The sequence below is a fragment of the Alcanivorax xiamenensis genome (assembly GCF_009846745.1).
GTDB classification, from domain to species: Bacteria; Pseudomonadota; Gammaproteobacteria; order Pseudomonadales; family Alcanivoracaceae; genus Alloalcanivorax; species Alloalcanivorax xiamenensis.
This window is the reverse complement of record NZ_AQPF01000043.1, coordinates 22,508-34,788: the sequence shown is the minus strand read 5'-3', so window position 1 is coordinate 34,788 and position 12,281 is coordinate 22,508. Positions and strand designations below refer to the sequence as shown.

At 62.1% G+C, this 12,281-nt stretch carries 10 protein-coding genes; 3 read left to right on the top strand and 7 right to left on the bottom strand.

Going from position 1 to position 12,281, the window contains the following annotated elements:
- Window positions 1-308: 308 nt before the first annotated feature.
- Genes A6D6_RS17935 through sdhC form a run of 4 tightly spaced genes read right to left on the bottom strand, consistent with a single transcriptional unit; the run spans window position 309 to window position 3,565 of the window.
- Window positions 309-1,025, bottom strand: coding sequence for a succinate dehydrogenase iron-sulfur subunit (locus A6D6_RS17935; protein ID WP_133492991.1), 717 nt, complete (start codon window positions 1,023-1,025; stop codon window positions 309-311).
- Window positions 1,026-1,037: 12 nt separating this feature from the next.
- Complete coding sequence (sdhA, locus tag A6D6_RS17930) at window positions 1,038-2,813, bottom strand: succinate dehydrogenase flavoprotein subunit (RefSeq protein WP_133492990.1); 1,776 nt, start codon at window positions 2,811-2,813, stop codon at window positions 1,038-1,040.
- Window positions 2,814-2,816: 3 nt separating this feature from the next.
- Window positions 2,817-3,197 carry a succinate dehydrogenase, hydrophobic membrane anchor protein gene (gene sdhD, locus A6D6_RS17925; protein ID WP_022994652.1) on the bottom strand — a complete coding sequence of 127 codons (381 nt, stop codon included), beginning with the start codon at window positions 3,195-3,197 and terminating at the stop codon, window positions 2,817-2,819.
- Window positions 3,191-3,565 (bottom strand): succinate dehydrogenase, cytochrome b556 subunit, encoded by a 375-nt coding sequence (gene sdhC / locus A6D6_RS17920; protein WP_022994651.1) that lies wholly within the window; start codon window positions 3,563-3,565, stop codon window positions 3,191-3,193. The genes sdhD and sdhC overlap by 7 nt, the downstream gene beginning before the upstream one ends.
- A 684-nt stretch (window positions 3,566-4,249) precedes the next feature.
- On the opposite strand from sdhC, the gene gltA reads away from it, so the two are divergent.
- The gene (gltA, locus tag A6D6_RS17915; protein ID WP_133492989.1) at window positions 4,250-5,536 is read left to right on the top strand and encodes a citrate synthase; all 1,287 of its coding nucleotides are present in this window, start codon (window positions 4,250-4,252) and stop codon (window positions 5,534-5,536) included.
- Window positions 5,537-5,770: 234 nt separating this feature from the next.
- Here gltA and A6D6_RS17910 read toward each other — a convergent pair whose 3' ends face one another.
- From A6D6_RS17910 to A6D6_RS17900, 3 genes are read right to left on the bottom strand one after another with little or no spacing between them, the layout of a single operon-like run.
- Window positions 5,771-8,836, bottom strand: a complete 3,066-nt coding sequence (locus A6D6_RS17910) for an AAA domain-containing protein (protein ID WP_236564155.1) — start codon at window positions 8,834-8,836, stop codon at window positions 5,771-5,773.
- 30 nt (window positions 8,837-8,866) lie between these two features.
- On the bottom strand, window positions 8,867-9,760 hold the full coding sequence (locus tag A6D6_RS17905; protein ID WP_159661462.1) for a toxic anion resistance protein: 894 nt from the start codon (window positions 9,758-9,760) through the stop codon (window positions 8,867-8,869).
- Window positions 9,736-10,038, bottom strand: a complete 303-nt coding sequence (locus A6D6_RS17900; protein ID WP_159661461.1) for a hypothetical protein — start codon at window positions 10,036-10,038, stop codon at window positions 9,736-9,738. The genes A6D6_RS17905 and A6D6_RS17900 overlap by 25 nt, the downstream gene beginning before the upstream one ends.
- A gap of 189 nt (window positions 10,039-10,227) precedes the next feature.
- Between A6D6_RS17900 and A6D6_RS17895 the strand changes: the two genes are divergently transcribed.
- Window positions 10,228-11,301, top strand: coding sequence for an SMP-30/gluconolactonase/LRE family protein (locus A6D6_RS17895; RefSeq protein WP_133492986.1), 1,074 nt, complete (start codon window positions 10,228-10,230; stop codon window positions 11,299-11,301).
- Window positions 11,298-12,173, top strand: coding sequence for an NAD(P)-dependent oxidoreductase (locus A6D6_RS17890; protein ID WP_133492985.1), 876 nt, complete (start codon window positions 11,298-11,300; stop codon window positions 12,171-12,173). Before A6D6_RS17895 ends, A6D6_RS17890 begins: the two co-directional genes overlap by 4 nt.
- Window positions 12,174-12,281 lie beyond the last annotated feature (108 nt).

The window sequence follows — 12,281 nt, the reverse complement described above, 5'->3', positions numbered from 1 at the left end:
CGATTCGCTTGCCAGCAAGCTTCCCACAGCGACGTTGTAGCCACCTCTGAAGGGAGGTCTTCGAGGTAACCGGGCAATATGGGAGCCCCCGCCGGAGCGACCCTTCCCGCTAAACCCCGAGGAACCTTTTTATGACCGCCGTCCATGGCGGCCACCCTTCGGGCCGTCGCCGAGCAACGTTAAAAATTACTCCCGGCAATTTTTTATTTCCGCAATGCCCGCAGCCCCGGGTTTTGACTTTAGCGTCAGGCGTCAAGCGTCCGGCACCACAAAAAAGGCGGCCCGGAGGCCGCCTTTTTAGGTCCGGGTCAGATGCCCCGTTCCAACAACATGGAACGGATATGGCCGATGGCCCGGGTCGGGTTGAGCCCTTTCGGGCAAACGCTGACGCAGTTCATGATGCCATGGCACCGGAACAGACTGAACGGGTCGTCCAGGCGCGCCAGGCGCTCTTCAGTGGCGTTGTCACGGCTGTCCGCCAGGAAGCGATAGCCCTGCAACAGCGCCGCCGGCCCCAGGAACTTGTCCGGGTTCCACCAGAAGCTGGGGCAGCTGGTGGAGCAGCAGGCACACAGAATGCACTCGTACAGGCCATCAAGCTTGGCGCGCTCTTCCGGGGACTGCAGACGCTCAATGGCCGGAGCCGGCGTGCTGTTTTGCAGGTACGGCTGCACCTTCTCGTACTGGTTGTAGAACATGGTCATGTCCACCACCAGATCGCGCACCACTGGCAGCCCCGGCAGCGGCCGCAGCACCAGCGCTTTTTTACCTTCTTTAACGCCAGGCGCCACGGAAGACAGCGAGGTGATACAGGCCAGACCGTTCTTGCCGTTGATGTTCATACCGTCGGAGCCGCACACCCCTTCGCGACAGGAGCGACGGAACCCGAGGGACGGGTCCATCTCCTTCACCAGGTTAAGCACGTCGAGCACCATCAGGTCCTTGCCCTGGGTGTCCACATCGTACTCTTTCATGGTCGGTTCGCGGTCGGTATCCGGGTTGTAGCGATAGATACTGACTTTCATTGCAGCTCTCCGTTAGTAGGTCCGCGCCTTGGGCTGGAAGGTATCCACGGTCTTCGGTTCGAAGTTCACCGCGCGCTTACCCAATTGCTTGGTGAGCGGATCGTAGATGGAATGACACAGCCAGTTCTCATCGTCACGATCCGGGAAGTCGTAACGGGCGTGAGCCCCACGGCTTTCCTTGCGGCCTTCGGCGGCGATGGCGGTGGCTTCCGCCACTTCCAGCAGGTTATCCAGCTCCAGCGCTTCGACCCGGGCGGTATTAAAGGACTGGCTCTTGTCCTCCAGATGAGCCTTGGCGACACGCTCGCGCAGTTCAGCCAGTTTGGAAACGCCTTCGTGCATGAGATCGCCCTTGCGGAATACACCGAAGTGATTCTGCATGGTGCTCTGCAGCTCTTTGCGCAGGCTGGCCACGGACTCGCCGCCCTTGGAGTCGTCCCAACGACGCACCCGGCTCAGGGCCTGGTCGATATCGTCGTTGCTCGGCTCGTACTGGGTCATGCCCTGGCGCAGAGCATCTTCGATGAACAGGCCGGCGGCGCGGCCGAACACCACCAGATCGAGCAGGGAGTTGCCACCGAGACGGTTGGCGCCGTGCACGGAGACACAGGCCACCTCGCCCACCGCGAACAAGCCGTTGACGAACTGATCCTGACCTTCGTGGCCGTTGGCCAGCCTGATCGCCTGACCATGCACGTTGGTGGGGATACCGCCCATCATATAGTGACAGGTGGGCACCACCGGGATCGGTTCCTTCACCGGATCGGTGTGGGCGAAGGTGATGGCCAGCTCACAGATGCCCGGCAGGCGGCTGTGCAGCACTTCCTCGCCCAGGTGATCGAGCTTGAGGAAAACGTGGTCACCATCCGGACCGGCGCCACGGCCGTCCAGGATTTCCATCATCATGGAACGGGCGACAACGTCCCGGGACGCCAGGTCCTTGGCGTTGGGCGCGTAACGCTCCATGAAGCGTTCGCCGTCCTTGTTGATGAGGTAACCGCCCTCACCCCGGCAACCTTCGGTCACCAGCACCCCGGCGCCGGCGATACCGGTGGGGTGGAATTGCCACATCTCGATGTCCTGCACCGGCAGACCGGCCCGCAGGGCCATGCCGACACCGTCGCCGGTGTTGATCAGGGCGTTGGTGGTGGAGGCGTAGATACGGCCGGAACCGCCGGTGGCGAACACCGTCGCCTTGGCTTTGAAGAATACCGTTTCGCCGGTTTCGATGCAGATGGCGATAACGCCACAGACATTGCCCTGGCCATCCTTCACCAGCTCGGCGGCGTACCACTCACTGTACACCTGGGTGCCGTTCTTCAGGTTCTGCTGATACAGGGTATGCAGCAGAGCGTGACCGGTACGGTCGGCGGCGGCACAGGTCCGGGCGGCCTGACCACCCTCACCGAAGTTCTTCGACTGACCACCGAACGGGCGCTGGTAGATCCGGCCTTCCTCGGTACGGGAGAACGGCAGCCCCATGTGGTCGAGTTCGAACACCGCTTCCGGGCCCACCGAGCACATATATTCGATGGCGTCCTGGTCACCGATGTAATCGGAGCCCTTGACCGTGTCGTACATGTGCCAGCGCCAGTCGTCATTGGGATCGGCGGAGGCAATGGCACAGGTGATACCGCCCTGGGCGGATACCGTATGGGAACGGGTGGGGAATACTTTGGAAATCAGCGCGGTCTTGAAACCGGACTGCGCCATCTGCAGGGACGCGCGCATGCCGGCGCCGCCGCCACCCACCACGATGGCATCAAAGGTAATGGTGCGAATGGACATGGATCAAGCGCCTCCCCAAATCGTTACCAGGCCCCAAAGGACGTAGACCAACAGCAGCAGAGCAATCACCATCTGCACGACAAGGCGTACACCGGTGGCGGATTTGCCAAAGGTCAGACTGGTGAGATAGTCGGTGGTCACGCCCCACAGGCCAACCCAGGTGTGGGCGGCCACGGAAAGCACCAGCAAGGTGGTGGCAATCTGCATGGGCACGGAACCGATAAAGGCCTTCCAGGTGCCATAATCAAGATTCGGCTGGGCGATCAGATAAGCCAACATGCCGATGAAGTACACGCCGATAACAACGGCGCTGACGCGCTGAATCAGCCAGTCGTACAGGCCGTTACGGCCCAGACTGGTGACGCTGGTTACCCGGGTTACCATATCCAAGCTCCTACCAGTACAACGAGAACGGCGGTGATGATGAACACCGATTTGGCGCCACGCCGTCCGCCTTCCAGGGTCTCACCCATCCCGGCGTCCATGAACAGATGCCGGATACCGGCCACCAGGTGATACAGAATCGGAGTGAGGATGGCCCACACGACCAGTTTGGCCAGAGGGGAATCAAGGAGTTGTTTCAGGTCCGCAAAGCTCTCCGGGGACGCCACGGAACGATCCAGCATCCACAGCAATATCGGCAACGCCACGAAAATGGCGACGCCGGTAATCCGGTGAGTGATGGACGCAATGGCGGTGACCGGGAACTTGATCGTCGATAGATCGAGATTGACGGGTCTTTTGTCGTTCACGGTAGCCTACACTTTTGCCGGGCTCCGGGCAGGCCGGAGCGGTTGTCGGGAACTTGGCATCACCGATGTCGTCTCAAGGTGAAGACTGGCGGCGAATGCGGTGATACCAGGGCCGGGGTGAAGCCCGTATTCCGGGAATCCATGACCAAGTCCGTTGCGGTCGGCGGTCGCCGGAATGCACTAACGACGCCACCGCGGTCATCCCCTGATAAAGGATGGCGGCGTGGCCGATTGCGTATTCCCTGACAACTCCCGAATCAAGGGGCGGCGCCTGTCATTGCCCTTATACTGCTCGGCATCACGCCACCACCTTGCTGTGCCGCAAGGGACTCGGTCAGAGGTCCCCTTGCGGGCGGCAGTATATCGCCGCGCCGACGGCAAAACAAACGCCAACTGGCGTAAAACAGGCTAAGACTTTGTTTTATATAGGCACTTTTACATCAACCACCTTGCCATTCCATGGCAAAATGCCAGCATTACGGGCCGTAACAAGCTGTTTACCCTGCAAAAGACACCTTTTCCCATGGTCCCTTCTTCGTTGACAAAGACAGGCCAAAACTTTAACGTCCCCCGCGCTCTGGAGGACCTTGGGGGACCTTTGAACAGCCGCTGCTCGGCATCGCCGTCCGGACGCTGTCCACAGGTTCCGCTGCTGCTCCCTCTACACACCGAGGAGAAATTCCCATGACCGAGAAGAAAGCCATTCTCAAGGTAGAGGGCCGGGAGGATCTGGAACTGCCGATCCATACGCCGACCCTGGGCCAGGACGTCATTGATGTGTCCTCCCTCACCGCCAATGGCATCTTTACCTTCGACCCGGGCTTTACGTCCACCGCGTCCTGCGAATCCAAGATCACGTACATCGACGGCGAGAAAGGCCAGCTGCTGCACCGCGGCTATTCCATCGAGGAACTGGCTTCCAAGTCCGACTACCTTGAAGTGTGCTATCTGCTGCTCAACGGCGAACTGCCGAGCGCTGAGCAGAAAGCGGAATTCGTCAGCACCGTGAAGAACCACACCATGGTGCACGAGCAGATTCGCAACTTTTTCAACGGCTTCCGCCGTGACGCCCATCCAATGGCGATCATGTGCGGCGTGGTCGGGGCGCTGTCCGCGTTCTATCACGACTCGCTGGACATCAATGACCCCACTCATCGTGATGTCACCGCGTTCCGTCTTATCGCCAAGATGCCGACCATCGCGGCCATGTGCTACAAGTACGGTCTCGGTCAGCCACTGATGTACCCGCGCAACGATCTGGGTTACGCGGAAAACTTCCTGCACATGATGTTCGGCAACCCCTGCGAGGACAGCAAGATCAGCCCGACCCTGGCCCGCGCCATGGATCGCATCTTCATCCTCCACGCCGATCACGAGCAGAACGCGTCCACCTCCACCGTGCGTCTGGCCGGTTCTTCCGGCGCCAACCCGTTCGCGTGTATCGCCGCCGGCATTTCCGCCCTGTGGGGTCCGGCTCACGGCGGTGCCAACGAAGCGGTGCTGAAGATGCTGGAAGAGATCGGCGACGTTTCCCAGATCGACACGTTCATCGCCAAGGCGAAAGACAAGAACGATCCGTTCAAGCTGATGGGCTTTGGCCACCGGGTGTACAAAAACTACGACCCGCGTGCCACGGTGATGCGCGAATCCTGCCACGAAGTACTGGCCGAACTGGGCATCAACGATCCGCAACTCGAACTTGCCATGAAGCTCGAGGAGATCGCCCTCAACGACCCGTACTTCAAAGAGAAGAAGCTGTTCCCGAACGTCGACTTCTACTCCGGGATCATCCTCAAGGCGATTGGCATTCCGACCAGCATGTTCACCGTGATCTTCGCCCTGTCCCGTACCGTGGGCTGGATCGCGCACTGGAACGAAATGATCTCCAATCCCTACAAGATCGGCCGTCCTCGCCAGCTCTACACCGGCGAGACCGAGCGTTCCTTCGTGCCGCTCAACGAGCGCAAGTAGGCACCTCGGGACACCTCGGTGTCAGACGGAAACGCCGGCCTTCGGGCCGGCGTTTTCGTATTGGGCGAAACAGGAATCGGGGCTCGTGAGCCTCTGATGTCCCACCAGTTCACTGACACGTTCATTCGCTGCCAAGGCAGCTTCCCACAGCGACTCTGTAGCCCCCTGCGGGAAGCTGCCTTGGCAGCGAATGCGCGAAATAAGCGTGCTCACAAGCCGCGATACGTCAACGCCTCAACGCTGATACAAAGACACTCTGTCCGCCAGTTTCAGCACATCATCCAGTGCTCCCCGCAGACCGGAATCCTCCTGTCGCAGCAACGCCAGTTCTTTTCCCAACCGGCTCAAGGCGTCCACCGCGGCGCGGCAGGCCGCCAGGCGCTCATCAATATCGGCGTCAATGTCCTCGTCCAGCTCACGAATCCCTTCCAGCAGCACACAGGCGCCTTCCAGTTCGGCCAGCGCCGCGCGCTGCAATTGCTCCACACCGTCATGGTAACGCTGGTAGGTCAGTTCGGTGGGCAGAAAACGCTGGTCCAGCCAGTGCAGCACCTGGCCATGCACTTGCTCCAATTCTCCCAGCAAGCGCTGCAATCGCGGCGCTTCCAACACTTGCAGGCGCCAGCGCAGGGAATGGTAAGGACGGGCGCTCACCGGTTCGGCATCGGAAAGCGCCAGACGTGCCTGCAACTGCTCCAGCAGCGCTTCCCGGCGATGGCTCCAGTCCAGAGCACTGATTGGAAACAAGGCCAACCCGGCCCGTTCCAGCAACCGATAGCGCTGCCACTGCCAGGCCTCTCCCGCCTCCCCCACACCGATTACATCAATGGCCAGGGCGCCACCGGCATGACGCACCAGCAGATCCAGGGACTGGCCGGCGAACACGTAATCCAGTTCGCAACGCGCGCCCCACCCTTCCAGCACCCCGACCAATTCCCGCCGCAAGGCTTCCACCGCTGGCGAGGCGCTGATGGCCATATCCTTTTCTCGCTCCACCGTGGCCACATAGCGGGCCAGCAATCCCCGTGGCCGCTCATCCAGAGCCCCCTCACCGACGAACAGCCACTGGCGGTGACGCACCCGGGTCACCGCCACATTGAACACGTCCGGCCGTTCCAGGTAACGCCAGGCCGCCGCCGAACGGCCCGGATAAACGCCAGTAGCGATCAGCATGAAATCCCGCTCTTCCCCCTGGAAGGCGTAAGGCGTGCCAACGCGAAGATTGTGACGCCCCAGCGTGGCCAGCTCGAAGCGCTCCAGCAGCCGGTTCTCCAATACCGTGGCCAGGGCGCGGGACATCGCCACCACCCCGATCTCGGGGCAGCGGTCGTCCGGCAAATCCCGGCACGCCTCGACCAATCCTTGTAACCGCGTGATCACCCGGTCCACTTCCGCCAGATTCACGGTGTCCTTCAGCGTCACCGGACAGCTCTCCAGCCGCAGCGGCTGATCCGCCTCACGATTATCCAGACGGGTCAGCACCTTGAGCCGGTCTGAATAGAACTCCGCATTGCTGAAGCGGATCAACGCCGGATGGCTGCGGAAGTGTTCATCGAGGAATGCCACCGCCTCCTGGCTGGTCACCGCGTCCAGGGCATAATCCAGCAGCGAGCGCTCCCGGTAATCCAGATCCAGCGGTGCCCCGGTGACTTCGTGCTGGATCGACAATGCCTGCTGACGATCACGGGCGAGAAAGGAGAAATGACGCAGCTGTTTGGGGTCTCCCACCACCACCGCTCGACGGGCCCTCTGCAGTGCCGGTAGTGCCAATGGCAGATTGCACTGGGTGGCCTCGTCCATCACCACAAGATCAAATACCGTTTCATTGGCCGGCAGGCTTCGGCTCAGAGCATGGGCGGACACCACCCATACCGGGAAAGTGCTGGTCAGCAGCGACCAGTCGAGTTTATCGAAGCGGTCCTGCCGCAAGGCTCCGCTACGGGAACGCAGCGCTCGCGACAAGGTACTCAGCTGATTGCGACGCTGACGCAACAGCGTCGCCAGATTGTCGTTGGCTCCCGCTTCGAGCGTACGCCGTGCCAGCTCCTGATGCGCCTCCACCGACGCCTGCAATTGCTGCCACTGCCGCGCCAGCGTCGGTTGCGCCAACAAACGCCGGCTCGCCCACCAACGCCGTACTTGAGTCCATGGCCCACCGGCACGCTCACCGGCCCGTTCCGCCCGGCGCAAATCCCGACGGAATCGCCGCTCCAGATCCCGGTAGGCGCGGGTCGCCAGGTCCATGCGTTTCAGCAGGGCCGGCCGTTCCGGCTCCGGCGCCAACGCCATTTCCCCGGACAGCCAATAGTCCAGCCGCTCCAGCAAGTGCTTGCGATGATCACCGCGACCGGCCCGCAGAATCAGATCCCCGGCCTCACCGAACAACGCGTCCAGTTTGCCGCGCACCACATCGGCGGCATGTTCGTTACTGCATACGATGAGCACCGATTCGCCGCGCATCACCCGGTCCACGGTGAGGCAGGACAACGTATAGGTCTTGCCGGTACCGGGCGGACCATTGATGACGCTGAGCGTTTGCGAGGCGGCGTTTTGCAGGGTGTGTTGCTGGGCGTGAGTGAGACTGGCCGGCAAGGTGTCCGGCTCGGCCGGCCGCACCTGTTCCGGAGCCGGCACCGGCTCTCCCAGCACCTGCCGCAAAGGCGGCGACAAAGGCACCTCCCCCGCCGCCAGTCGCTCAAGCTCGAACAGCACGCTGCGCTGCAAGGGCGAGCGGGCCGACAGCCAGACCACGCCCGCGGGCGTATAGCGTGGGCGGGTACCACTGCGAGGCCGTGGAAAGCCCCGGGCGTTATCGGCGTATTCCCGACTCTCCATCGATGTCAGAACACGCGTCAGAGTGTCCGCGTCCACCTGTTCCGGGTCCAACTCGGCAACCCAGGGCATTGACTCCGCCAAGGCGTCCAACACGGCACTGTTATAACGAAAGCCGTCCACTTCGATGGCGGCATTGTCACTCTGCCCGTCGCTCACCATCGCTTCCGCGATCAATAAGGGCGCGCGCACGTATCCGCGCCGGGATCCCTCACCGTCCACCGCCACGCTCACCACGAACAGTCCCGCCATGAGACGCCGTTCCTGGCGCTGGGCACTGAGCTCCTGGCGCAGCCGTTGCGCCTCCGGCCCGGCTATCGGCCAGTGACTGGCCTCGAGGGGCCGTTCCCCATCGGCGCGAAAAAAAACATGGCCGCGCTCGGACTGGGCGAACAGGTCGGTAATCAGACGGTCGCCGCCATCCTCCGCCAGACAATCCCGGAAATAAGCAATCAGACCACGCGTCATGGCACGCACACTATCACTGCCTCCCGCCCATCACGGATTGAGGTCGATGGCGAGGGCCGAACGGGAGGCCTCGGCTTGCTCCAACTGGGCCAGCGCTTCATCGCCTTTGCGGGTCAGCGCCGCCATTTTCTGAATCGAATTGGCCATGCCCGGCAGCGCTTCCCGGCGGAACCGGGCGATGTCTTCCAACGACGCATTGATATCGACGAACGCCTGCCGCAGTACCTCCATATCCAATTGCGTGGACGCCGCGCGGGTATGAATCTCCGCGCCCTGCTGGCGCAACCGCTGAGCGGTACCGGCAATCAACGAGTCGGTGGTTTTGTTCACGGCGTCGATCTTGTCCAGCACGATGCGTTGATTGGCCAGCGCCATGGCGAGCGTCACCGCCACCTTCAGGGCATTGACGGTAACCTGGGTGGCGCGATCCACGCCGCGAATCAATTCCCGGTTATTACGCACGATCACTTCGGTGGTGAGCACGCCCTGCTGGTTCACCGCCAGCTGCTGCTGCATGTCCTGAATCCGCTGACGCAATGGAAACAGAAGTTCTTCCTGCACGAATCCGTGACGCGGATCCCGCGGGTCGATGTCACGATCCAGGGCACGGGAGAGGCGCGCATCGATCTGTTCACCCAGGGCGACGGCCCGGCTCAACTGCCGGCCGCTCTCGCGCATGTCATTCTGATCGGCCTGCAGGGTAATGTTGTCCCGGCGCAACTGTTCACGGCCTTGCTCCAGCGACTCGACAATGGCGGCGATCACCGTGGATGCGGATTCGTAGCGGGAAAAATAGCGTTTCAGCGGCGTGCCAACGAAGGGCAGAAAGCCGGCCAGCCGGGAAAACCAGCCCGGTGACAAATCCACCCGTGCCGGGTCCAGAGATTCCACCTGGATCTTCAGGTCGACCAGGGCGTTGGCCACCGGTCCGCCGCCAGCCGGTGCACCGGCTCCTCCAGCAGCCGGCTTTGACGGGCGGCCTGCTTCTGCACCTCCCGTCCTATATTGTCCACCGCGCCGCGCACCTGATTCTGATCACTCCCCTGCGCCGCCGACAGCAATTGCCCGACGAGCTGATCGGCCCGCTGCGCCAGCGCCTGATTTTCATCGTCCGTCACTATCACGGCCGGATTCAATTCCGCCGCCAGCGCGTCGGGCGCCGCCACCTGCAAACTGCCCTGTTCCGGATTAACGTTGCTCATATCGCTGTCCTTATCCACTATTATCCGGTGCCGGCGCCCTGTTCCATTGTCGTGTCCGGCTTTCCCTTTCGCAGGCTTTCACGATACCCGAGGGAAGACCGTCGCCACCACCCATTGGCATGATAGCCTATCATGTTCGTCGGGACCGACCGCGCCCCGTACTCGAGGCTCCGAGATTGAGGAAGGAAAATGAAAAAAACGCTGCTGACCCTGGTTCTTCTGATCCTGGCCGGCTATCTACTGTTCTGGCCGGTGCCGGTGGAGCCGGTGGCCTGGGACGCCCCCGAAGCGCCCCCTCTGGAAGGCCCGTACGCGGTGAATGACCACCTCAGCCGGGCACACCGCCTGGCGGAAGGCGAAGGCCATGGCCCGGAAGATGTGGCGGTGGATAAAGAGGGCCGTCTCTATGTGGGTTATGAGGACGGGCGCATTGTCCGTTTCCGAGGCGATGGTAGCGATGCCGACCTGATCGCCAACACCGGCGGCCGGCCACTGGGACTGGATTTCGCACCGGACGGCACCCTGGTGGTGGCCGACGGCCACAAGGGGCTACTGCGTATCAACGCGCAATCCGGGGCGGTCACCGTGCTCGCCAACGAAGCAAATGGCGCACCCTTCAGGTTTACCGATGATGTGGACGTGGCCAGTGACGGTGTCATCTATTTCAGCGATGCCTCCAGCAAATTCGGCCCGGCGATGAAAGCACGGGACGACATCATCGAGCACGGCGGCCATGGCCGGCTGCTCAAATACGATCCGAGCGATGACACCACCACGGTGTTGCTGGATGGCCTGCAATTCGCCAATGGCGTGGCGCTGGCCCCGGACGAATCCTATGTACTGGTGGTGGAAACCGGCAGCTACCGGGTGCAGCGTTATTGGCTCGGCGGTGCTCGCGCCGGCGAACACGAGATCTTCATCGACAATCTGCCGGGTATTCCCGACGGCATCTCCGGTAACGGCAAGGATACTTTCTGGGTGGCCCTGTTCGCGCCGCGCAATGCCGCTCTGGACGCCATGGCCGACAAGCCGCTGCTGCGCAAAGTAGTATTCCGGCTACCGGAGTTCATGCAGCCACAGCCGGCCCGCCACGCCTTCGTGCTGGGTCTGGATACCGACGGCAACGTTACCCATAACCTGCAGCACCTCGGTGACAATGCCTTTTCTCCCATCACCAGCGTGGAGCAGGACGGACAGCGCTTGCTGCTGGGCAGCCTCACCGCCGACAGCTTCGCCATCTACAACCTGGAGGAGTCCCAATGATTTCCCGAGTCGCATTTATCGGCCTTGGCGTTATGGGATACCCCATGGCCGGTCACCTGGCCCGTGCCGGCCTGGACGTGGCGGTCTACAACCGTACCGGGGCCAAAGCCGAAGCCTGGGTGAAGGCATACGGCGGCCGCCATGCCGCTACGCCGGCACTGGCCGCCGAAGGGGCCGAGGCGGTGTTCCTTTGTGTTGGCAATGACCAGGATCTGCATCAGGTTACTCTTGGCGAAGACGGCGCGGTGAGCGCTCTGAGCACTGGCGCGGTGCTGGTGGATCACACCACCGCCAGCGCCACCATGGCGCGGACTCTGGACCAGGCCTGCCGCGAGCAGGGAGCGCATTTCATCGACGCGCCGGTTTCCGGCGGCCAGCAAGGCGCCGAGAACGGTCAGCTTTCGGTGATGTGTGGCGGCGAGGAAGCGGCGTTTGAGCGTGTCGCTCCGGTGCTGGATCACTATGGCAAGAGCGTGGTGCTGATGGGACCGGCGGGCAGCGGGCAGTTGACCAAAATGGCCAACCAGATTTGCGTGGGCGCGGCGATCCAGGGCGTGGCCGAAGCCATTGCTTTTGCCCGGGATGCCGGGCTGGACGCGGAAAAAGCCATGCAGGTGATCGGCGCCGGTGCCGGCAGTTCCTGGCAATTGCTGAACCGCCACCAGACCATGATCGCCGATGAGTACGACCATGGTTTCGCCGTGGACTGGATGCGCAAGGATCTGATGATCTGTCTGGCCGAGGCCAACCGCACCGGCACGCCCTTGCCGGTGACCGCGCAGATCAACGAATTCTATAAGGACATTCAGGCCATGGGCGGCGGCCGCTGGGACACATCCAGTCTGCTGAGGCGGTTACGGCGACGGGATTGAGGTCACGATCGCGGCTTGCGACACACTAACACACCAAACCCAAAGCCTGTTTACAGGCTGTGGAGATGGAGTTCCCACCGTATTCGCTGCCAAGGGAGCTTCCCACAG

Coding starts and splice junctions, on each gene's coding strand:
- A6D6_RS17935 (WP_133492991.1), bottom strand. CDS start 1,025: ATGAAAGTCAGTATCTATCGCTACAACCCGGATACCGACCGCGAACCG.
- sdhA (WP_133492990.1), bottom strand. CDS start 2,813: ATGTCCATTCGCACCATTACCTTTGATGCCATCGTGGTGGGTGGCGGC.
- sdhD (WP_022994652.1), bottom strand. CDS start 3,197: ATGGTAACCCGGGTAACCAGCGTCACCAGTCTGGGCCGTAACGGCCTG.
- gltA (WP_133492989.1), top strand. CDS start 4,250: ATGACCGAGAAGAAAGCCATTCTCAAGGTAGAGGGCCGGGAGGATCTG.
- A6D6_RS17910 (WP_236564155.1), bottom strand. CDS start 8,836: ATGACGCGTGGTCTGATTGCTTATTTCCGGGATTGTCTGGCGGAGGAT.
- A6D6_RS17900 (WP_159661461.1), bottom strand. CDS start 10,038: ATGAGCAACGTTAATCCGGAACAGGGCAGTTTGCAGGTGGCGGCGCCC.
- A6D6_RS17895 (WP_133492986.1), top strand. CDS start 10,228: ATGAAAAAAACGCTGCTGACCCTGGTTCTTCTGATCCTGGCCGGCTAT.
- A6D6_RS17890 (WP_133492985.1), top strand. CDS start 11,298: ATGATTTCCCGAGTCGCATTTATCGGCCTTGGCGTTATGGGATACCCC.